This is a genomic window from Streptomyces sp. Y1, assembly GCF_041053115.1.
Lineage (GTDB): Bacteria > Actinomycetota > Actinomycetes > Streptomycetales > Streptomycetaceae > Kitasatospora > Kitasatospora rubellomurina.
Genome location: NZ_CP163445.1, coordinates 4,216,827 through 4,237,485 on the forward strand (window position 1 = coordinate 4,216,827; position 20,659 = coordinate 4,237,485).

At 74.7% G+C, this 20,659-nt stretch carries 23 protein-coding genes; 12 read left to right on the top strand and 11 right to left on the bottom strand.

What is annotated here, in order from left to right; translation table 11 throughout:
• The first annotated feature begins 78 nt into the window (after nt 1–78).
• From AB2U05_RS17985 to AB2U05_RS18010, 6 genes are all read left to right on the top strand, one after another.
• On the top strand, nt 79–453 hold the full coding sequence (locus AB2U05_RS17985; protein ID WP_369183719.1) for a hypothetical protein: 375 nt from the start codon (nt 79–81) through the stop codon (nt 451–453).
• The gene (locus AB2U05_RS17990; protein ID WP_369183720.1) at nt 450–1,163 is read left to right on the top strand and encodes a response regulator; all 714 of its coding nucleotides are present in this window, start codon (nt 450–452) and stop codon (nt 1,161–1,163) included. The genes AB2U05_RS17985 and AB2U05_RS17990 overlap by 4 nt, the downstream gene beginning before the upstream one ends.
• Nucleotides 1,164–1,235: 72 nt before the next feature.
• Nucleotides 1,236–2,555: a sensor histidine kinase gene (locus AB2U05_RS17995; protein WP_369183721.1), complete on the top strand. Its 1,320-nt coding sequence runs from the start codon at nt 1,236–1,238 to the stop codon at nt 2,553–2,555.
• A gap of 198 nt (nt 2,556–2,753) precedes the next feature.
• On the top strand, nt 2,754–3,167 hold the full coding sequence (locus AB2U05_RS18000; RefSeq protein ID WP_369183722.1) for a hypothetical protein: 414 nt from the start codon (nt 2,754–2,756) through the stop codon (nt 3,165–3,167).
• Between the two features lie 36 nt (nt 3,168–3,203).
• Nucleotides 3,204–4,118 carry an ABC transporter ATP-binding protein gene (locus AB2U05_RS18005; protein WP_369183723.1) on the top strand — a complete coding sequence of 305 codons (915 nt, stop codon included), beginning with the start codon at nt 3,204–3,206 and terminating at the stop codon, nt 4,116–4,118.
• Nucleotides 4,115–5,794 (top strand): hypothetical protein, encoded by a 1,680-nt coding sequence (locus AB2U05_RS18010; protein ID WP_369183724.1) that lies wholly within the window; start codon nt 4,115–4,117, stop codon nt 5,792–5,794. Before AB2U05_RS18005 ends, AB2U05_RS18010 begins: the two co-directional genes overlap by 4 nt.
• 58 nt (nt 5,795–5,852) lie before the next feature.
• Here the strand turns inward: AB2U05_RS18010 and AB2U05_RS18015 are convergent, their stop codons facing one another.
• The 6 genes from AB2U05_RS18015 to AB2U05_RS18040 form a co-directional block, all read right to left on the bottom strand.
• Complete coding sequence (locus tag AB2U05_RS18015) at nt 5,853–6,497, bottom strand: response regulator transcription factor (protein ID WP_045697127.1); 645 nt, start codon at nt 6,495–6,497, stop codon at nt 5,853–5,855.
• Nucleotides 6,461–7,780: a sensor histidine kinase gene (locus tag AB2U05_RS18020; RefSeq protein ID WP_369183725.1), complete on the bottom strand. Its 1,320-nt coding sequence runs from the start codon at nt 7,778–7,780 to the stop codon at nt 6,461–6,463. The genes AB2U05_RS18015 and AB2U05_RS18020 overlap by 37 nt, the downstream gene beginning before the upstream one ends.
• A 218-nt stretch (nt 7,781–7,998) precedes the next feature.
• Entirely contained in the window at nt 7,999–8,757 is a 759-nt protein-coding gene (locus AB2U05_RS18025) for a BTAD domain-containing putative transcriptional regulator (protein WP_369183726.1), read from the bottom strand.
• Between the two features lie 299 nt (nt 8,758–9,056).
• Nucleotides 9,057–9,629 carry a TrmH family RNA methyltransferase gene (locus AB2U05_RS18030; RefSeq protein ID WP_045697131.1) on the bottom strand — a complete coding sequence of 191 codons (573 nt, stop codon included), beginning with the start codon at nt 9,627–9,629 and terminating at the stop codon, nt 9,057–9,059.
• Nucleotides 9,626–10,270, bottom strand: a complete 645-nt coding sequence (locus AB2U05_RS18035) for a class I SAM-dependent methyltransferase (protein WP_045708767.1) — start codon at nt 10,268–10,270, stop codon at nt 9,626–9,628. The genes AB2U05_RS18030 and AB2U05_RS18035 overlap by 4 nt, the downstream gene beginning before the upstream one ends.
• Nucleotides 10,271–10,478: 208 nt before the next feature.
• Complete coding sequence (locus tag AB2U05_RS18040) at nt 10,479–10,958, bottom strand: carboxymuconolactone decarboxylase family protein (protein ID WP_045697135.1); 480 nt, start codon at nt 10,956–10,958, stop codon at nt 10,479–10,481.
• A 277-nt stretch (nt 10,959–11,235) separates the two neighbouring features.
• Here AB2U05_RS18040 and AB2U05_RS18045 point away from each other — a divergent pair, with 277 nt between their 5' ends.
• A complete protein-coding gene (locus AB2U05_RS18045; RefSeq protein ID WP_045697137.1) occupies nt 11,236–11,433 on the top strand; it encodes a hypothetical protein in 198 nt (65 codons plus the stop codon).
• A gap of 104 nt (nt 11,434–11,537) precedes the next feature.
• On the opposite strand, the gene AB2U05_RS18050 is transcribed toward AB2U05_RS18045, so the two are convergent.
• Entirely contained in the window at nt 11,538–14,216 is a 2,679-nt protein-coding gene (locus AB2U05_RS18050; protein WP_369183727.1) for a lysylphosphatidylglycerol synthase domain-containing protein, read from the bottom strand.
• Nucleotides 14,217–14,349: 133 nt separating this feature from the next.
• Here AB2U05_RS18050 and AB2U05_RS18055 point away from each other — a divergent pair, with 133 nt between their 5' ends.
• From AB2U05_RS18055 to AB2U05_RS18065, 3 genes are all read left to right on the top strand, one after another.
• Nucleotides 14,350–14,616: a UBP-type zinc finger domain-containing protein gene (locus tag AB2U05_RS18055; RefSeq protein ID WP_045697139.1), complete on the top strand. Its 267-nt coding sequence runs from the start codon at nt 14,350–14,352 to the stop codon at nt 14,614–14,616.
• A gap of 148 nt (nt 14,617–14,764) precedes the next feature.
• Nucleotides 14,765–15,037, top strand: coding sequence for a hypothetical protein (locus AB2U05_RS18060; protein ID WP_369183728.1), 273 nt, complete (start codon nt 14,765–14,767; stop codon nt 15,035–15,037).
• A gap of 208 nt (nt 15,038–15,245) precedes the next feature.
• The gene (locus tag AB2U05_RS18065) at nt 15,246–16,223 is read left to right on the top strand and encodes a sigma-70 family RNA polymerase sigma factor (RefSeq protein WP_045697144.1); all 978 of its coding nucleotides are present in this window, start codon (nt 15,246–15,248) and stop codon (nt 16,221–16,223) included.
• Here the strand turns inward: AB2U05_RS18065 and AB2U05_RS18070 are convergent.
• Nucleotides 16,131–16,487, bottom strand: a complete 357-nt coding sequence (locus AB2U05_RS18070) for an STAS domain-containing protein (protein WP_369183729.1) — start codon at nt 16,485–16,487, stop codon at nt 16,131–16,133. The two genes, AB2U05_RS18065 and AB2U05_RS18070, sit on opposite strands and share 93 nt — an antisense overlap.
• Nucleotides 16,488–16,694: 207 nt before the next feature.
• Here AB2U05_RS18070 and AB2U05_RS18075 point away from each other — a divergent pair, with 207 nt between their 5' ends.
• Nucleotides 16,695–17,132: an SRPBCC domain-containing protein gene (locus tag AB2U05_RS18075; RefSeq protein ID WP_045697149.1), complete on the top strand. Its 438-nt coding sequence runs from the start codon at nt 16,695–16,697 to the stop codon at nt 17,130–17,132.
• 94 nt (nt 17,133–17,226) lie between these two features.
• Nucleotides 17,227–17,724 carry an NUDIX hydrolase gene (locus AB2U05_RS18080; RefSeq protein ID WP_052706264.1) on the top strand — a complete coding sequence of 166 codons (498 nt, stop codon included), beginning with the start codon at nt 17,227–17,229 and terminating at the stop codon, nt 17,722–17,724.
• Nucleotides 17,725–17,811: 87 nt separating this feature from the next.
• On the opposite strand, the gene AB2U05_RS18085 is transcribed toward AB2U05_RS18080, so the two are convergent.
• The 3 genes from AB2U05_RS18085 to AB2U05_RS18095 form a co-directional block, all read right to left on the bottom strand.
• A complete protein-coding gene (locus AB2U05_RS18085; protein WP_045697151.1) occupies nt 17,812–18,564 on the bottom strand; it encodes a Clp protease N-terminal domain-containing protein in 753 nt (250 codons plus the stop codon).
• Nucleotides 18,565–18,659: 95 nt separating this feature from the next.
• Entirely contained in the window at nt 18,660–19,400 is a 741-nt protein-coding gene (locus AB2U05_RS18090; RefSeq protein WP_369183730.1) for a tyrosine-protein phosphatase, read from the bottom strand.
• 186 nt (nt 19,401–19,586) lie between these two features.
• Nucleotides 19,587–20,321 (bottom strand): VC0807 family protein, encoded by a 735-nt coding sequence (locus tag AB2U05_RS18095; RefSeq protein ID WP_244178798.1) that lies wholly within the window; start codon nt 20,319–20,321, stop codon nt 19,587–19,589.
• Nucleotides 20,322–20,659 lie beyond the last annotated feature (338 nt).

The window sequence follows — 20,659 nt, forward strand, 5'->3', positions numbered from 1 at the left end:
TGTCCTGCAATGTACCGACCCATTATGGGCCAGTGAACACCAATGTAAGAGTAGTCCGACGGTGGTGGCAAGCCGCGGATGGATCTAGGCTGGCTGGTCGTGGACGCCAAGTATCTTGCGGGTGCGACCGAGATCGGCGAGGTGCTGGGCGCGGACGGCAACACCGTCAACCAGTGGAAGCGCCGCTACCCCGACTTCCCGGAGCCGGTGCTCGTGCTGTCCGGGCGCCCGCTCTGGGACATCCGGGAGGTCGTCGGCTGGGCCCGGCGCACCGGGCGGCCGGTGGCGAAGCCGGACTACGAGGCGCCGGTGCGGTCGGCGGGCGTGCGGTCGGCGGGGGGTCGGTCGGCGGGCGTCCGATCGACGGCGGCGGAGCGGTCAACGGTGCTGCCGGGCAAGGACGTTCGCGCACCCGAGGGGTGGACGAACGGTGTGGCAGAATCCCGGCTGTGACCCTTCGCCTACTGATCGCGGACGACCAGGAGATGGTCCGGCGCGGCATGCGGCGGATCCTGGAGAAGCAGCCGGACCTGGCGGTGGTCGGTGAGGCGGCGGACGGCGTCGCCGCGGTGGAGGAGGCCCGCCGGCTCCGGCCGGACGTCGCCCTGGTGGACATCCGGATGCCACGGATGGACGGCCTGGAGGTCGTCCGGCTGCTGGCCGGGCCCGGGGTGGCGGAGCCCGTCAAGGTGGTCGTCGTCACCACCTTCGACCTCGACGAGTACGTGTACCCGGCGCTGCGCAACGGCGCCTCCGGGTTCCTGCTCAAGCGCTCGGGGCCGGCGCTGCTGGTCGAGGCGGTCCGGGCGGCGGCGGTGGGGGACAGCCTGATCAGCCCGTCGATCACCGTCCGGCTGCTGCGGCACGTGACCGGCGGCGGGGGGTCGGATAAGGCGGGGGCGAGGGCTGGCGCGGGGGCGTCGAGGGCGGGCGGTGGCGGCCCGGCGCCGGTCGAGCGGCTCACCGGGCGGGAGGCGGAGATCGCCGGGAAGGTCGCGGAGGGCCTGACCAACGCGGACATCGCCGGGGAGCTGTTCATCTCGGCCGGCACGGTGAAGACCCACGTGGCCAGCATCCAGCGGAAGTTGGGCGTTCGGAACCGGGTCGGGATCGCCGTGCGGGCCTTCGAGCTGGGGTACGCGGACGGCCGGACGGTCGGCTGACCGGCCTGCCGCGCCGGGCAGTTGGGCCGTTCGGGGTCGCACCGCCGGGTCGGTGCCGCCTAGGCTCGGCGCATGCAGACCGACCCGGGGCCGCCGGACTCGCGCCGCCGCCGCACCCTCTGCGTCGTGGCCGGGGCGCTGGTCGCGGCGCCGGCGGCGTTCGCCCAGACGGCCAGTGCGTGGATCGTGGCGCTGGCCGCCGCCGCGGCGCTGGCGGTCGCGGTGCTGCGGCGGCCGTTCGGGGCCGGCTCCGCGGTCCGGGCGGCCGGGCTGGTCGCGGCGGTCTCGCTCGCGGTGGACGCCGGCTACCCCGGGCCGCGCGGCGTGGTGCTGCTGTGGCTGCCGTTCGAGTTCGCGGCGCTGCTGGTGCTGATCGCGCGGGTGGTGCGGCTGGCGCCGGCCCGGCAGGCGGCGCTGGTCGGCTCGGCGCTGACGCTCGCGGTGACGGTCCTGCCGCTGCGCTTCGCGCTGCAGCCGCCGGGGCCCGCCCTCGGGCCCGCGGTGGTCGGCGTCGCGACGGCCGTGTTCCCGGCCGCCGGGGCGGTCGGTGTCGGGCTGTACCTGCGGGCGCTGGACGACCGCCGGGCCCGGGCCGTCCGGCGGGCGCGGCGGGAGCAGCGGCTCGAAGTGGCCCGCGATCTGCACGACTTCGTCGCCCACGAGGTGACCGGGATCCTGCTGGAGGTGCAGGCCGCGCAGCTCGGGCCGTACGACGAGCGGGAGGTCGGGGAGCTGCTGGTGCGGCTGGAGGCGGCCGGGCTGCGGGCGCTGGACTCGATGGACCACACCCTGCGGACCTTGCGGGAGCCGGACGGCGGATCGGGTGGGGCGGGGGACGCGCCGGTGGACGTGCAGGTGGACACACAGGTGGACGTGCCGGGGGACGTGCCGGGGGTTGCCGTCGCCGAGCCGCCGCCGACCCGGACGCGCGGCCTCGCCGACCTGCCGGAGCTGCTGGAGCGCTTCCTGGCAGCCGGCCCGGTCGACGGCGGGCTCGACCTGGCGCCCGGGCTGGCCGGGACGGCGTCGCCCGCGATCGAGGACGCGGCCTACCGGATCGTCCTGGAGGCGCTGACCAACGTCCGGCGGCACGCCCCGGACACCGGGTGGTTGGCGGTCGAGGTGGTCCGCGGGGAGGGGCCCGCGCTGCGGGTCACCGTGACGGACGGTGGACGGCGGGCGGGCTCCGGACGGCTCGGTGGGCCGGGCCCGCGCCGTGACGGCGGGGGCGGCACCGGGCTGGCCGCGTTGGGCGAGCGGGTCGAGGCGCTCGGCGGGCGGTTGGAGGCCGGGCCGTACGGCGGGGGGTGGCGGGTGCGCGGCGAGCTGCCGTTGCGGCGGGGGCGGGGGCGGGGGCGGGGGCGGGGGCGGCAGCGGTCCGGGCGGGGCTGAGACGGCGGGGCCCGGCCCGGTCCGGCGGCCTCGCCCGGCCCTGCCTCGTGCCGGCCGGCCGTGCCCGGGGTGAGTGGGAGGGGCGCGTGACGCGGGTGCGCGCCCTGCCGAAAAGCACAGGTCAGGGGGCGAGAAAGTCCCCGGATATCTGCCGAACGGCAGATGGCAGCCGGGCGCGGATCGGGGAGGCTTCCGAGCGTGTCCAACGCCAACCCCCTGGAGTGCCCGGTGTTCACCCGCCGCCGAGTCGTACCCGCCCTGCTCGCCCTCGTCGTGGCCGTCCTCGTTCCGCTGACCGGCTGTGCCAACGCCGCCGGCGCCGAACCCGAGGACAAGACCTTCGAGTTCACCGGCAAGAGCCTGAACGTCAAGTCGCACGGCATCCCGACCGACCTGGTGCCCGCCGACCGCAAGGACGTGAAGGTCACCCGCTGGTTCGACAAGGACGGCCGGATCGGCGACACCCACGAGGTCTGGGAGTTACAGGGCGACGTCCTCGAACTCCGGGCCGGGTGCAACGGGGTGGCCAACTGCGACGCCAGGTTCCGGGTCGAGGTCCCCCAGGGGGTGGCGGTGCTGCGGGACGGCCGCGAGACGGACCTCAAGGGCTGAACCGACCGACTGCTGTTGCTGGGAAAGGAGGAGACGGTGCTCGAACTGATCGACGTCACCAAGGTCTACAAGGGCGGCAAGCGGGCCGTCGACGGCATGACGATGCAGCTCGCGCCGGGGATGCTGGGCCTGCTCGGCCCCAACGGCGCCGGGAAGTCGTCGTTGATGCGCATCGTGTCGACGGTGACCCGGCCCACCAGTGGCCAGGTCCGCTACCGGGGTGCCGACGTGGTCGCCGAACCCGACCGGTTGCGCACGGAACTCGGCTACCTGCCGCAGGACTTCGGGGTCTACCCGCACCTGACCTCGCGGGAGTTCCTGTCCTACCTGGCGGCCGCCAAGGGGCTCGGCGCCCGCTCCGCCCGGGCCCGGATCGACGAACTGCTCCACCTGGTCAACCTGACCGAGGCGGTGAAGCGTCCGCTCGGCACGTACTCGGGCGGCATGCTCCGCAGGGTCGGCATCGCCCAGGCCCTGCTGGCCGACCCCCGGGTCATCGTGGTCGACGAGCCGACCGCCGGGCTGGACCCGGAGGAGCGGGTGCGCTTCCGCAACCTGCTCAGTGAACTCGCGGCCGACCGGGTGGTGATGCTCTCCACCCACATCGTCTCCGACGTCGAGTCGGTCGCCGCCGACATCGCCGTGGTCGCGCGGGGGCGGCTGCTGCGGCGTGGCGCGCCCGAGGACCTGCTCCGGGAGGCGGACGGGCAGGTCTGGGAGGCCGTGGCCGCCCCGGCCGCCGTTCCGGCGGTGCAGGAGCGGTGCGTGGTCAGCCGGATGGTGCGGACGACGGACGGCGTGCGGCTTCGGCTGCTCGCGTCCGACCCGCCGACGCCCGACGCCGTCCCGGTGCCGCCCGACCTGGAGGATGCCTACCTGGGCGTCATCCACGGTGCCGACGCGCTGGGTTCGGGGACGAGGCCCGCGAATCCGGGGGTGGTGCGGCGATGACGGTGCGACTGCTCGCGGGCCTGGCGGCGGGCGACTTCCGGGACCGGGTGCGCCGCCCGGCGTACGCGGTGACCCTGCTGGCGGCGGTCGGCCTCGGCTACCTGGCGGTGCCGGACGCCGGCAGCCGGTGGGTGATCATGGACGTGGGCGGCCACCGGGGGGTCTACAACAGCCCGTACGTCGGCGTGGTCACCGCGCTGGCCGGCGCGCTCTGGCTCACCTTCGGTGGCTTCTACGTGGTGCGCAGCGGCATCGCCCGGGACGAGACCACGGGGGTCGGCCAGATCCTGGCCGCCACCCGGATACGCAGCTCCGGGTACCTGCTGTCCAAGTTCCTGAGCAACCTGCTGGTGCTCGCCTCGATGCTGGGTGTGCTGGCGGTGACCGCGCTGCTGATGCAGTTGGCCCGGGGCGAGGACCGCTCGGTCGACCCGGTGGCCCTGGTCGAGCCCTTCCTGGTGCTCGCGCTGCCGCTGATGGCGGTGACCGCGGCGGTGGCGATCCTGTTCGAGACGGTGCCGCTGCTGCGGGCGGGCCTCGGGAACGTGGTCTGGTTCGGGCTGGCGCTCGTCCTGTCGATCGGCGGGCAGTCCGCGTCCGCGCCGCTGGGCGGGCTGGGCGTGCAGGAGGTGTCGCGGTCGATGGGGGCGGCGCTGGAGGCCCAGCACCTGTCGGCCGGGGACGGCGGCTTCAGCCTGGGCCTGACCGAGGTCGCGGAGCCGTTGGGCACCTTCGGCTGGAACGGCTTCACCCCGTCCGGGGGGTTCCTGCTCGGTCGGGCGGTGCTGGTGCTGCTGGCCGTGACGGTGGCGATGCTGCCGGCGCTCTGGTTCGGTCGGTTCGATCCGGCGCGGGCGGCACGGAGAGCGGTACGGACGGCGGCGCGGACTGTGCGGGGCGCCAGGGCGGGACGGGCGTCCGGGGCGGAGCCGGGGCCGGGGCCGGAGCCGGAACTCGAGCCCGAGCCCGAGCCCGAGCCCGAGCCCGGGCCCGGGCCCCGGCCGAAACCGGCGCAGGCGCCGGGGCCGGAGTCCCCGTTCCTGCCGCGGACGGAGGTGCGTCGGGCCGGGGCGTTCGGCCGGCTGCTCGCGGGCGAGCTGAGGATCCTGGTGCAGGGCGTCTCGCGGTGGTGGTGGCTGGTGGCCGCCGGGCTGGCGGTGGCCGGGTTCGTGCTGCCGCTCGGGACGGTCACCGGGGCGCTGCTGCCCGTGGCGTGGCTGTGGCCGGTGCTGATCTGGTCCCGGCTGGGCAGCCAGCAGGTCGAGAACGGCCTGGAGGTGCTGCTCGGCGCCTACCCCTCGGCGCGACGCCGGCTGCTGGCCGAGTGGGCGTCCGGGGTGGTGCTGACCGCGGTGGTGGGTCTCGCGCCGCTGGCGCGGATGCTGGCGGCGGGGGACGGCGCGGGTGCGGCCTGCTGGTTCGGCGGGGCGGTGTTCATACCCTCGCTGGCCATGTTGCTGGGTGTGCTGAGCCGGACCCACCGGGTGTTCCAGGCGGTCTACCTGCCGATCTGGTACGTCCTGGTCAACCACGTGGCCGCGCTGGACTTCATGGGGGCGGTGCGTAGGAACGGCGGTCCGGCCGGGCCGAGCCCGCTGCTGGTCGCGGGCCTGGCGGCGGCGATGCTCGCGGTGGTGTTCCTGGTCGGCGCCGCCCGGCGGAACGTCAAGGAGTGACGGAACAAGGGGTGAGGAGGTGGGAGCGGTGGGAGGCTGAAGGCCCTGGCGGCCGTCGTCACTGGTCGAGGTAGGCGAGGACGGCGAGGACGCGGCGGTTGTCGGCGTCGGCGGGCAGCAGGCCGAGCTTGGTGAAGATGCTGCTGATGTGCTTGGCGACGGCCTTCTCGGTGATGAACAGCCCCTGGGCGATTCCGGCGTTGGAGCGTCCCTGGGCGACCCATTCGAGGACCTCGCGCTCCCGGGCGGAGAGGCTGCCGACGCTCTCGTCGCGCTCCTTGCGGACCAGCAGCTGCGAGATCACCTCCGGGTCCATCGCGGTGCCGCCCTCGGCGACCCGGCGGATCGAGTCGAGGAACTGCGAGCCGTTGGTGACCCGGTCCTTGAGCATGTAGCCGACTCCGCGCCCGCCGCTGGCCAGCAACTCCCGGGCGTAGAGGGGCTCGACGTACTGGGAGAGCAGCAGGACCGGCAGATCGGGCATGGTGCGGCGGGCGGAGAGGACGGCCCGCAGGCCCTCGTCGGTGAAGTTCGGCGGCAGCCGGACGTCGACGATGGCGACGTCCGGCCGCTCGGCGGTCAGCGCGGCGAGGAGGTCGGAGCCGTTGTCCACGGCGGCCACCACCTCGTGGCCGTAGGCCTGGAGCAGGCGGATCAGGCCGTCCCTCAGGAGGAAGTGGTCTTCGGCGAGGACAATGCGCACGGGAGCTCCATGGTCACCACGGTCGGGCCGTTGGCGGGGCTGTTGACGGCGACGACCCCGTCGAAGGTGGCGAGCCGTCGCTCGATGCCGCGCAGCCCGGTGCCCCGGGAGGCGTCGGCGCCGCCGCGGCCGCTGTCGGTCACGGCGATGCGCAGCACGCCGTGATCGTAGCGAATGTCGATCCGGGCCCGGTCGGCGTGCGAGTGCTTGGCGACGTTGGTCAGGATCTCCGAGACGGCGAAGTAGGCGGCCGACTCGACCGGCATCTCCGGGCGGCCGGGGAGGTCCACCTCGACCTCGGTCGGGACGGGGCAGACCATGGCCAACGCCCGTACCGCGTCGGCCAGTCCGCGGTCGGCGAGGACCGGCGGGTGGATGCCGCGGACCAGGTTGCGGATCTCCTCCAGCGCCTTGGAGGAGGACTGCCGGGCCTCGATCAGCAGCGCGCGGACGGCCTCCGGGTTGCTCTCCAGCAGGTGCTCGGCGGCGTCCAGGGTCATGCCCATCGCGACCAGCCGGGCCTGGGCGCCGTCGTGCAGGTCGCGCTCGATCCGGCGGATCTCGGCCATCTGGGTGTCGACCGCGCTGCTGCGGGTGGTGGTCAGGTGCTCGATCCGGCTGGCCATCAGCTCCTGCTCGCCGGGGGCGAGCATCGAGCGGGTGTACAGCGCGTGCCGGCGCACCGCGCGCGGGGCGACCCACAGCGCCAGCGGCAGCTGCGCCAGGCCGAGGACGCCGGCCAGGACGGCGGTGGCGGTGCCGTTGATCGGGACGAACTCGTACCAGAGGCCGTCCACCTCGGCGGAGAGCGGGACGCCGAAGAAGGCGAGGAAGATCCCCCAGAGGCCGCTGAGCAGCAGCGCGACCGGAACGAAGGCGAGGAAGGCGCCGACGAACGGGTCGGTGAAGACCCAGGCGAACTCCCGTCTGGTCTGCGGGTCGCCCGTGATCCAGCGGTAGCGGGCGATCATCCCGGAGGCGTCGGTCGGCACCGGCGGCAGCGGGGCGGGCGGGCCGGGGATCTGCACGCCGGACCAGCTCGCGGCCCGCTCGCGCTGCCGGTCGGCCAGGGCGCGCACCCGCGCCATGGCACGCGGCACCAGGCCGAGTCGCAGGCCCGGCAGGGAGATCGCGGTGGTGATCACGAGGGTGAGCCCGCAGGCCACGACGGACAGCCGGCACAGCTCCAGGGCCCGGCGCAGCCCGGTGAATCCGGCGGGGACGGAGAACCCCTTGATCTCGACCGCCGAGGGGCTTCCCCCGAGCTGCATCGTGCGGTCCATGGACGCGCTCCTTCCTGGTGCCTCGCGGCCTTGGCGGTGCTCCGGCCTGCGGTGGCCGTGCGTCCATTCTGGTGGTGCCGCGGGGGTGGCCGCGGTGGTAATAACTCCCCTCTTGCGGCCCGATGACGAATCGCCAGGCCGCCCAGGCCGCCCAGGCCGGCCTGGCCCGGCAGCGGGGCCCGGTGGTCACTGCGGGGCGCGCTGCCCACGTCCCGCCGTCACAGCGACGGGTCCTGCACCAGGATCGCCTGGTAGAGGTGGTGGAGGCGGCGGCTCGGCGCGAGCCCCAGCTCCTCGTCGAGCCAGCGGCGCGTCCGGTGGAAGGTGTCGACCGCCTCGGACGGCCGCCCGCACCGGTACAGCGCGATCATCAACTGCTCGCTGAACCGCTCCCGTTCGGGGTGCTGGGCGAGCAGTTGCTTGAGCTCCGGGACGACCGCGCCCGCCTCACCGGCCTGCAGCTGCGCCGCGATCAGGTCCTCGCGGGCGGTCCTGCGCTGCTCGTCCAGCCGCAGGGCGACCGCCCGGCACCAGGGGCCGTCGCTGGTGTCCAGCAGGGCCGGTCCGCGCCACATCGCGAGTGCCTCGCGGAGCGTGTCCATCGCCTCGTACGGCCGGTGCTCGACCAGCCCGGCGCCCCGCTCGGCGGTGCGCAGGAAGCGGTAGGCGTCGACGGCGCCCTCCGGGACGTCGAGCAGGTAGCCGTTGTCGACGGTGCGGACGAGTTCCCGGTCGTGTCTCTCCAGGCCGAGTTCGGCCAGGGACTTCCGCATCCGTTTCACCGTGGCCTGCAGGGCGTTCCGCGCGTTCTTGAGCGGCGCCTCCCCCCACAGCTCGTCGATCAGCTCGTCGAACGCGACCACCCGCCCGGCGTTCAGGGCCAGCATGGTGAGCATGACGCGGTTCTTCTTCGCCCGTAAGCGCACGGTCCGCTGATCGTCGCCGATCAGCAGCGGGCCGAGTATGGAGATGTCCACCGAATTCCCCGTCCCTGGCGGTGAACTCCGGCCGCGCCGTGCCCGGTCGACACGCGACGCGAACGGCGAACGTGTATGCGGCTCCACAACTCCCGTAACAAACCATCACATGGCAGTCGCCGTCAAACCCCTGATCCGCCGTGCGTGCGGGGGAGGGAGGCGCCGGGCAGCGCTGGGTCGGCGCGGCGGGACGGGCGTTCGCGGCGGCCAACTCGCCCGGGGCGCACAGCAGTCCGGGGTCGGCGAGGACATCCTCGCCGACCCCGGACGTCGTGCCGGTGCGGCCCGGCCGGTGGGTGCTAGTCGTCGTCCCCGAAGTCCCCGGCGTCGCTGCCGTCCGGGGTGCCGCTGATGGCGTAGCCCTGGCGGCGGGCCTCGTAGCAGGCCACCGTCGCGGCCGCCGAGACGTTCAGCGAGCCGACCCGGCCCAGCTGCGGCACGAAGACCACCTGGTCGCAGAGCGCCAGCGCCTCGGGGGTGATGCCGCGGTCCTCGTGCCCGAGCACGAAGGCCACCGCCGGGGTCAGCTCGGCGGCGAACATCGGCACCGCCTCGTCCGCGAGCTCCAGGCCGACCACCTTGAAGCCGTCCGCCTTCGCCGCGGCCACCGCCTCGGCGACGGTCGGGAAGTGCTCCACCTTGAGGTACTTGTCGGTGCCCATGGCGGCCTTCTGCGCGCCGGAGGAGCGCACCGAGGGAGTGTCCCCGGCCAGGTACAGCTTCTCGGCGCCCATCGCCGCCCCGGTCCGGACCACCGAGCCGACGTTGAACGGCGACTGCAGGTTCTCCAGGATCATCGCGAGCCGGAACTCGTTGCTGCGCCGCCACGAGCGGTGCAGTCGCTTCAGTTCGGTCCCGCGCAGCTGCTTCACGACGTCGTACCCCTGCCACTCTCGGTGCCCTCGCCCGCCTCCGGACGGGGCCGTGCTTCCAGAATCCGGAACCCGTTGACGGACGTGACCCGGGTCGTCGGGTAGCCCTGGTCGTTCAGCCACTTCTGCAGCGAGTCCGAGCCCAGGTGCTTCTGCACCACCAGGAAGGCCGAGCCGTCCGGGGTCAGTCGGCCGAGCCAGCGGGTCAGCAGCCGGCGCAGTTCCGCCTTGCCGATCCGGATCGGCGGGTTGGAGTAGATGGTGGCGAACCGGACGTCCTCCGGGACGTCGTCGGGCAGCGCGGCCTGGACGTTGCCCAGCCCCAGCGCCTGCGCGTTCAGCCGGACCAGCTCCAGCGCGCGCTCGTTCACGTCCACCGCCCACACCGGCAGTCGCTTGCGCCGGGTCGCCCAGGTCAGCGCGATCGGGCCGTAGCCGCAGCCGACGTCCAGGATCGGGCCGCGCACCCGCGGCGGCGGGGCGTGCTCCAGCAGGATCCGGGTGCCCGGGTCGAGCCGGTTGCGGGAGAACACGCCGGCGTCGGTGGTCAGTTCTAGGGTGACGTCCGGCAGGGAGACCGTGATCGGCCTGCGCTCGCTGGCGACCTCGGGTGCACCGCTGAAGTAGTGCGAGCCGGACATGCGTTCCCCGTCGTTCGTAAGGGCCTCGGGGCCACCGGGTGGGTGTGGGTAAGCCCTTGGTACGGCACCGATCGTACCCCGGTGGCCCCGGACGGCGTCCCGGACGGCGTCCCGGACGGCGTCCCGGCGGGCGGGGCGGACGGGGCGGACGGGGCGGGGTGGACGGGGCGGGCGGCGGCCCGGACGGGGGCCCGCCGCCCGGGCCGGGTCAGTGCGTGCCCGGGGTCTTGCGGGTCGCCACGTTGATCCGGTTCCAGGTGTTGATGGTGAAGCAGACCGAGATCAGCTGCGCCAGCTCCGCCTCGGCGAACTGCTCGGCGGCCCGGGCGTACACCGCGTCCGAGACCCCGCCCTCGATCCGGGCGATCTCCTCGGCCAGCGCCAGCGCGGCCCGCTCCCGCTCGTTGTACACGCCGGCGGGGGCCTCGTGCCAGACCGGCAGCAGGTAGATCCGCTCGTCGGTCTCGCCGGCCTTGCGGGCGTCCTTGGCGTGCATGTCCAGGCAGTACGCGCAGCCGTTCAGCTGCGAGGTGCGCATCTGGACCAGCTCGACCAGCGCCGGGTCCAGCCCCTCGCGGGCGGCGGCGTCCAGGGCGATCACCGCGCGGAAGACCTTCGGGGCGGTGCGGGCGTAGTCGAGGCGGGCGGGGGCGGTGGTGCTGTCCTTCGTCGTGGAGTTCGTCGTCATGGCTACGACCCTAGGCGTGGAATGCACCCGCTCCATGGGTCATTCCGCGGCCGGATTCCCGGGTCAATTTCCGGGGCCGATCCCGGGCCGGTTCCCGGGGCCGATCCCGGGCCGGTTCCGGAGCCGTTTCCCGACCGGTCCGGGCCCCGGTCGGCTCCGGCACGTCGCGCCCGGCGGCCCGGCGGCGGATACTGCCAGTACCGCCCTGTACCGCCCCGTAGCGCGCAGCACCGCCGCCCGGGCCCGTGGGAGCCTCCGAACAGCGAGGACGTACGCCATGCCGCAGAATCACGAGGACTACCTGATCGACGAGGCCGTCGAGACCGTCGAGCCGGACGAGGCGGAGCCCGAGGGCGACGAGTACGACGAGGTCGCCGAGCGCAGGGCCGTCGGCGCGGACCCGGCCACCGACATCGCGGACGCCGCCGAACAGAGCCGGACCGTCCAGCTCGACGAGGACGCGTACCGCGAGTAGCGCCGACCCGGAGCAGCTCCGTCCGCGAACAGCGCCTACCGCGAGCAGCGCCTACCCCGAGTAACGCCCAGCGCGCGCGGCCTCCCGCCGCCGGCGGCCGCCCGTCACAGCGCCTTGCGGCGCTGCAGCCAGGTCATCGCCGCCCAGCCCGGCAGCACCGGAAGGATCAGCGTCAGCAGCCGGAACAGCGCCACCGCCGCCAGCGCGCCGCCCTCCTCCATCGACGCGGTCTGCTCCAGCAGCCCGGTCAGCATCGTGTCCACCGCGCCGGCCCCGCCCGGGGTCGGCGCCATGCTGCCCACCGAGTTCCCGACCAGGAACACCACGGCCACCGAGGCGAACGACGGCTCCCGGCCGATCGCCCGGACACAGCAGTACAGGCAGGCGATCAGGCACAGCGACACCAGCAGCTGCCCGGCCACGCCGACCGCCAGCCGTCGGGGGTTGCGCAGCAGGTCCAGCATCCGCGGCAGCACCTCGGCGGTCAGCGGCCGCAGCCGTGCCGCCAGCCACCGCCGGGCCGCCGGGACCGCCCAGGCGACCGCCAGCAGCGCCGCCGCCACAGCCAGGCCGGTCACCACGATCGGCAGCGGGTCCGACTCGGCGTTGCCCGGCTCGAAGTCCAACAGGTAGGCGAACGCGCCCAGTTGCAGCATGTGCAGGGCCAGCCCGATCAGGTTCCCCACCCCGACGCTGGACAGCGCCTGCGCGGTCGGGATCCCGGCCTTCTGCAGCAGTCGGGTGTTCAGCGCGATCCCGCCGACGCCGCCGGGTGACACCAGCTTCACGAACGACCCGGCCACCTGCGCCAGCACCACGTTGCGGAAGTCCAGCCGCTCCGGCACGAACCCGACGAACCCCATCCCCGCCGCCACGTGGCTCGCCGCCGCCGCGGCCAGCGCCAGCACCAGCCACCACGGTTCGGCGTTCGCCACCGCCGAGATCGGATTGTCCTCCGCCGCGAACAGCTGCGGTATCAGCAGCCACCCGGCCACCACCCCGCCCACCACGGCCAGCAGCGTCCGGGGCCGCAGCCGCTCCAGCTTCACCGGCCGCTCCGGCGTCACCGCCCGCCCCCGCAGCACCTCCGCCCGGATCTCCTCCACCAGCCCGCCGACCGTGGCCGTTCCCCCGGCGGTGCCGCTCTCATGCTCCGGCCGCTGGGCCTGCTGCGACTCCGCCGCCTGCTCCGACTGGTCCGCCTGCTCCGCCTGCTCCGGCACCGGCTTGTGGTGCTTGAGGGCGTGGCGGGTGGTGCGGGCGAGGGCGATGGGCTGGAGGAGGGGGAGGGCGGCGACGACCGGGTCGGGGCCGAGGACGGCGATCGCGGTGGCGACGGCGCGGGCGGCGCCGGCGCGCAGGGCCAGGGTGGTGAGGAGCTGGACGAGGTCGCAGCGGAGGACGAGTTCGCTGGCCGCGATGTCGCCGTCCGCGAAGTCGACCAGGTGGACGGCGCCGGTCCCGTCGATCAGCAGGGAGGTGGGGACGAGCGCCCGGTGGGCGATCTCGCGGCGCTGCAGCAGGGCGAGCTGCCGCCAGGCGTCGGCGAGCAGTTCGTCGGTGATCTCCTCGTCGGCGAGCCGGTCGAGGGTGCGGCCGTCGAGGCGTTCGTAGGCGATGAGCGCGGTGTCCGGGCCGAGGCCGGCGGTGGCGGCGATGTGCCGGGTGCGGACGCCCGCGGCGAGGGCCGCGTAGGTGACCAGGGCCTCGTGTTCCAGGCCGGTGCGGGGCGAGCGCAGGGCGCGCGGGTGCGGCGCGGTGCGCAACCGCAGACGGCGCCAGGCGCGCTGGAGGGCGGCGGCGGTGACGGCCTGCCGGTCGAGGAGCTGGAGGTCGAGGTCGGGCCGGTCGTCGGCCTGCCGGACGTGGTAGCGGTCGGGCCCGGCGGGCTGGGCCTCGACGGGCCGCAGCCCGCTGTCCCGCAGGGTGCGCAGGATCTCGCCGGGGCGGGGCCGCGGGTCCGGGGTGCCGACCGCGTACAGGGTGCCGTGCGCGCCGGTCCAGCCGAGCAGCAGGCCGAGCAGCAGCGCGGTGGGGGTGGCGTAGCCGCCGGCCAGCCCGGCGAGGCCGTTGAGCGCGAGGAGGGCCCAGGGCAGCCGGCGTTCGCGGCTGCCGGAGGCGGTCATGAAGGCGAGGACGGGCGCGAGGTAGCCGTACACGGGCTCGGTGTGGCCGAGCGTGCCGGGTGTCGGCTGGGTGAGCGCGTCGAGCATCGAGGCGGGGGCGCGGGTTTCGCACCACAGGTTGAGGGCGAGGGTGGCGCCGTACGCGAGGACGGCGGCGAGCAGTCCGTCCGAGACCTGGTGGAGGGCGCGGCGCCGGTCGGGGCCGAGCAGGCGGCGGACGGCGAGGCCGACCGGGAGCAGCAGGACGGCGGCGGTGCTGAGGCCGCCGGCGAGCTGGGCCAGCGGGCGGGGGACCAGTGCGGCGACGCCGGCGACGTCGTCGGCGAAGCCGCCGGTGGTGGCCCGGGCGTACTCGGCGAGGAGGAGGGTGAGGGCGATCGCGGTCAGGCCGGTGAGCAGCCGGATGAGGGCGACGGGCTGCCGGACGCGGTCGGTGCCGGGCAGCACCCGGGCGGCCCGGTACCGCCCGGAGGCGGCCTGCCCGCTCCCGGCCGGTCCGTTCCCGGTCTGCCCGTTCTCGCCCTGCCCGCTCCCGGCGGGTCCGTCCCCGCCCTGCCCGGCTCGGCGCTGTTCGGGTATGCCGCCCGCGCCACCCGCCCCGGTGGGTGCGCTGCCGCCCCCGCCGTCGCCGCTCGTTCTCCCCGTCACGATCGTCACGGACGGCATGCTCCCACGCCGTCCGTGGACGAGGTGTCCGGGCGGTGGACGACCGCGCCCGCTCTCGGGGCCGGGCCGGCGCTGAGCGTGTCGCGGGCGGGCCCGACCGGGGCCGTCACTACCCTCGACGACCATGAGCGCCTGCGAAGACCTCGCCGCGGCCCCCCGGGAGATCGCGCCGCTTCCGCCCGTCGACGGCTGCGCCGACTGCCTGGCCGAGGGCCGCCGGGACTGGGTGCACCTGCGGATCTGCCTGGACTGCGGCCACATCGGCTGCTGCGACTTCTCGCCGCGGCGGCACGCCACCGCGCACTTCCACGATTCCTCGCACCCGGTGATCCGCTCGTTCGAGCCGGGGGAGGACTGGCGCTGGTGCTACGTCCACGAGGTCATGGGCTGAGTCACGGGCCGGGTGCCCCGGCCGGCCCGGCTCGGCTCGGCTCCCCGGTGGCACGGGCCCCCAGGCCGGATAAAATCCGGACATAACGCCCGTGCGGGCCCTCCGGCCGACATCCGTCCGGTCGGTGGCCGCCGAAGGGAGGCCGATGATGACCAAGCGATCACCGGGCAGCACCGCCAAGCTCCGCCAGGGCACCCAGGAGCTGCTGGAACGCCGGGGCATGGCGAGCGCGCCCACCCGGCTCGGACCGACGCCGCAGGCCGGATCCGTGTCCTCCGCCACCGCCGGGTACGGCGCCGGCGGCGCCTTCCGCCACGGCGGGCGCGACGCGGCGACGGCGGCGATGCACTCCGCCCCGGCGATGCACGCCGAGCTCAAGGGGCACCGGCACCGCGGCGCGGAGAAGCACTCGGCGCACTGAGCGCCGCGTCGTCCGGGGTTCCCTCTCGGGGCGGGCGCCGGAACCTCCGGGCCCGCCCCTGACGCGTGTTCAGGCGCCCGGGCCGGGCGGCCCCGAGGGACGGTCCGGGCGATTGTCGGAGGTGTCCGCTAGGTTCGTCGCGATCACCGGCACAGGGCCTGTTGATCAGCGCAGGGCACAGGGCACGGCAGGACGTTGGGGGCGCACCATGGCCGATGTGATCGCGGAGGAGCCGGTCGAGGTCCGGATCGAGCGGCACCGCACCGAGTTGACGGGCTACTGCTACCGCATGCTCGGCTCGGTCTTCGAGGCCGAGGACGCGGTGCAGGAGACGATGGTCCGCGCCTGGCGCGGCTACCAGGGCTTCGAGGGTCGGGCCGCGCTGCGCTCCTGGCTGTACCGGATCGCCACCAACGTCTGCCTGGACGCGTTGAACGGCCGCAACAACCGGGCCCGTCCGATGGACCTCGCCGGTCCGGTGACGGTGGCCACGGCGAGCGACACCCAGCTGCCCGAGGTCACCTGGATCGGTCCGGCGCCGGACGGCCGGGTGCTCCCCGAGACGGGGGACCCGGCCGAGGTGGCGGCGCAGCGCGAGTCGGTGAAGCTGGCCTTCGTCGCCGCGCTGCAGCGCCTGGCGCCCCGGCAGCGGGCGGTGCTGATCCTGCGCGAGGTGCTCGGCTGGAAGGCGGCCGAGGCGGCCGAACTGCTCGGCGTCACGGTGGCCTCGGTCAACAGCGCGCTGCAGCGGGCCCGGGCCGTACTGGCCGCCGACGACTCGGCCGCGCGGCCCCCGCAGCCGCTGGACGCCGACCACCGCGCCCTGCTGGACCGCTACGTCACGGCCTTCGAGGCCTACGACATGGACGGCCTGGCGGCGCTGCTGCACGAGGACGTCACGCTCAACATGCCGCCGTTCTCGATGTGGCTGCGCGGCCGGGGCGAGATCCGGGACTGGATGCTGGGCCCGGGCCACGGCTGCCGGGGCTCGCGACTGGTGCCGGTGACGGCCAACGGCGGCCCGGCGTTCGGCCAGTACCGGCCGAGCCCGGCGGGCGGGCACGAGCCGTGGGCGCTGATCGTGCCGGAGGTGTCAGGGGGCCGGATCACCGGGCTCACCAACTTCCTCGACACCGACGTGCTCTTCCCCCTGTTCGGCCTCCCGCCCCGGTTGGACGCGGAGTAGCCGGGTGTCGGGTCGCGGAACGTCGAGCATCCCCGCCAGCGCCGGCGGGTCGGCCGCGCCCGGCAGCAGCGCCGCGAGGCCGCTGAACGCGAGCAGTTCGCGCAGCGGCCCGTCCGCGTTCAGCAGCACCACGCCCACACCGTGCCGCCCGGCGGCCAGCCGCAGCCGGGCGAGCGCGTCGACGACGGCCAGGTCGGGGGCGGTGAGGGCGCCCAGGTCGCAGGTGAGCACGGGGGCGGTCGCGGTGTGGCGGTCGAGGTCCATGCGGTGTGGACCGTCCGCGCGGCCCGGGCTCATCGCTCCCGGCGGAATCGGCCTGATCCGGCCCGGGGGAACCGGTCGGAAAACACCTCGGCGGGCAGCGGAAAAAAATCGGCGCGGAGCGATGAGTTTCGACCGGGCACCCGGTCTACCCCTGTGAAAGCGCGCCACCGAGGGCGCCTCACCCGAGCGAGGACGGACGGACACCACATGACCGAGAACCTGGGCGAGCTGACCATCACCCGCGAGCTGCCGGCCGGCCCGGACGCGGTGTTCCGCGCCTACGTCGAGCCCGAGCAGTTCGTCCGCTTCTGGGGCCCGGTCGGCACCCACGTGGAGCTGGACACGGTGACCATCGAGCCGAAGGTGGGCGGCCGTTACGACAGCACGATGACCATCGACGCGACCGGCGACACCTTCCCGCTGCGCAGCACGATCACCGCGTTCGTCCCCGGCGAGCTGCTCGTGATCCGGGAGGAGGGCGTCGGCATGAGCTCCAGCCTGGCCTTCAAGGACCTCGGCGACGGCCGCACCGAGGTCGTCCTGCACCAGACCGACGTGCCCGAGATGTTCCGCGGGCCGGAGGCCGAGGCGGGCATGAACTCCAGCTTCGACCGCCTGGTCGAGCACCTGTCCGCCCAGCGCTGACCGGGCCGGACGGTGCCCCCGGGTGCGGCCGACCGGCCGTGCCCGGTGGCAGAGTTGGGGCCACCTGTACCCGCCCCGCCCCAGGAGGTCCGCCGTGACGGCCGAGCCCGAGCCCCTGAAGTCCCGTGAGGAATGGCTGGCGTCGCTGCCCCGGATCTACGCGGCGGCCGGCTGCCTGCTGCGGGACGCGTCCGGCCGGATCCTGATCGTGAAGGCCGGCTACCGCGAGCACTGGCAGTTCCCGGGCGGGACGATCGACCTCGGTGAGGGCCCGGTCGAGTGCGCCGTACGGGAGTTGGAGGAGGAGACCGGCATCGTCCAGGAGGCCGGCGAGCTGCTGGCGATCTCCTGGACCCACCCCTCGCCCGAACTGGACCACCCCGCCCAGCACTTCCTGTTCGCGTTCGGCACCGTCCCGGACGGCACCCCCGTGACCGTCCCGGCCGGTGAACTGGACGCGTACCGCTGGGCCGGCGTCGAGGAGGCGCTGGACCTGCTCGGCCCGGCCCGCTCGCTCCGGCTGCGCGCCGCGCTGGAGGCGGAGGCGGACGGCCGGGTGCGGATCTTCTCCACTCCGATCTCCGGCTTCTGAGCGGCGGCTGCGGCTGGCTGGGCGGCGCCCCAGCGGCGTGACCGGCCCCGGGCGGGATCCTTCGCCCGGGGCCGGCCGCCTCCGCTGCTACGACTGGTCGCCGCCCCGGGTGGCGGCGACGAGGGCGGCGACGGCCTCGGCGACGAAGGTCTCGGCCTCGGGCTTGTCGACCTTCAGCCCGGTCAGCACGCCGTCGCCGTTCTCCAGCTCCAGCAGCGCGAGCAGGATGTGCTCGGTGCCGATGTAGTTGTGCCCGAGCCGGAGCGCCTCGCGGAAGGTCAGCTCCAGCGCCTTCTTCCCCCGCGCGTCGTACGGGATGAGCGCCGGCACGGTCTCGACGGCGGCCGGCAGGGCCGCGGCGACGGCCGTCCGGACGGCCTCCGGGGTGACGCCCTGGGCGGCGAGGGCCTTGACGGCGATGCCCTCCGGTTCGGCGAGCAGCCCGACCAGCAGGTGCTCGGCGGTGATCTCGGCGTTGCCGGCGGCCCGGGCCTCCTCCTGGGAGGCCATGACGACGTTGCGGGCCCGGGGGGTGAACCGGCTGAAGCCCTGGCTGGGGTCCAGATCGTTCGGGGTGCCCGGGTCCTTGGGGACGAAGCGCTTCTGGGCGGCCTGCTTGGTGACGCCCATGCTGCGGCCGATGTCGGTCCAGGAGGCGCCGGAGCGCCGGGCCTGGTCGACGAAGTGGCCGATCAGGTGGTCGGCGAGTTCGCCGAGGTGGTCGGCGGCGATGACCGCGTCGGACAGCTGGTCGAGCGCGTCGGCGTGGACCTTCTTGATCGCGGCGATCAGGTCGTCGAGGCGCAGCGGGGTGGCGGAGGGAACGACGGGATTCTCCATGCGTCAACCGTAGGTTGTCGATCCGAGGGTCGTCAACCATCGGTTGACGTTACTGGGGGGTAGTCCCGCCGGACGTCCTGCTTGCCCCCGGCGTCCTACGCGTCCGGCAGCAGTCGCGCCCGGACGGCCGCGAGCTCGGCGGGCGTGTTCCCGGCGGCGAGCAGGTAGCGGGCCGGGTCGAAGCCGTCCAGGGCCGAGCCCAGGGCCGCCCCGGCGGTGGTGCCGGCCTCGGCGAGCGCCGCGTCGATCCGGCGGTACGGGTCCCGCAGGCCGAGCATCGTGTACAGCGGGCGGACGTTCGGCTCGCTCAGCAGGTAGTCCTCGACGATCGCGTCCCGGTCGACCCCGGCCAGGGCGAGCAGCAGTGCGGCGGCCAGGCCGGTGCGGTCGCGGCCGGCGCCGCAGTGCACCACCAGGCCGCCGGGGCGGGCCGCGGCGATCGCGGAGACCAGCGCGGCGGCGGCGTGCGGGCAGTGCTCCAGGTAGGGGCGGAAGACGAGCGGGGTGCCGTCCAGGTGGCCGTGCGCCTGCCACCAGGCGGGGCCGGCCAGCTCGTCCAGCGGGACGCGGATCAGCTCGACGTCCTCGGGGAGCGGCAGCAGCGGCTTGTGCTCGGCGGCGTCCCGCAGGTCGACGACGGTGCGGATGCCGTGGTCCAGCAGGGCCTCCCGGCCCTCGGCGGTGAGGCGGTCCAGGTTGTCCGCCCGGACGATCGCGCCCCGGGCGGTGGGTCGGCCGACGGTGGTGGGCAGTCCGCCCAGGTCCCGGACGTTCAGGCAGCCGTCCCAGACGAGGGTGCGGTCCTCGGTGGTGGTGGGCGTGCTCGTCCGAATCATGGGGTCCCCGTTTCCTCGACCGGGGGTCCCGTTACCCCCTTGTTATGAACGACTCCCGAGAGGGATGGATGGTTCCTGTGGTTCCATCCCGTTCGATCCGGCGGAACCGTCCGTTCACGGAACTCCGGGCCCGTCCGATGACGGGGAGGTCGGCCCGCCCCGCGACGGCGCGCTCGGGCCGTGCGCTCAGCGGGCGGTCGGGGCCTCGACCTCGTCGCGGACCAGCTTCTCGATCGGCTCGACGGCGATCTGGCCGAGCATCGAGCCGGCCACGATCGCGCCGACCAGGAACACGGTGGACAGCCAGGTCATGGTGGCCACCGGCAGGGTGAAGGCGCCGACCACCCGGGCCGCGCACTCGGCCAGCAGCGCGGTCCCCCAGATCCCGGCGAAGACCCGCTCGTGGCGGTGGAAGGCCCGGGAGCCGGCCGCGCGGCCCTCGACCAGCCGCTGCCACGCGGCGGCGCGGTCCCGCCGGCCCTTGGTCACGAAGGGCATCAGCATCGGGGTCATCACCGGGCGCCCGATCAGCGCCGAGACCAGGATCGCCAGCGCCACGGTGCCGCTCAGCAGGCCGTCCTTGGCGATCATCATCCGGGCGTCGCCGCTGACCAGGGTGAGGGCCAGACCGGCCAGGTTGACCGTCAGCATCAGCGACGACCACAGGTTGAGCCGGCGCTCCTGGAGCAGGCCGAGGACCGTCCGCCCGGCCGGGACGACGCTGCTCCAGGCCAGCGCGGCGAACTCGCTCAGGCCGCAGACCGAGTGCAGCAGGTAGTAGCCGGCCAGCGGCGCGGCGATGTCGAGGGCCAGCGGCCGCAGCCCGGCGGCGAGCGGGTTCGGCGCCCCGGCGCCCTGCGCGGGGGCGGTGGCGTGGGCGGCGGGAGCGGCGACGGCTGCGGTGGTGACGGTCTGGCTCACGGTGGGTTCCTCCCCGACTGGCTGCCGCGGGCCGCTGCCCGCGTCGTGCCTCCAGTCTTCTCGGCGACCCCCGGGCCGGAGCAGTGCCGTCCGTTGCCCGTTCCGCGTGACAGGTGTCATGGTGAGACCCGTGACACCGCCGCTGACCTGCGGTTTTCCTGGAGTGCGGGGAGGTGGCCGGGGTGCCCCGGCGCCGGGTGCGGCCCGCTGCCGCCGACCGGCCTCGCGACCGGGGCCGAGCTGTTCGCCCGGATGGCGCATCATGTGGCGGGTGCAGAGTGCAGAACTCCCAGGAGCGGGGGCCGGCGGCCCGCTCGGTCGGTCCGGACCGGTACCCC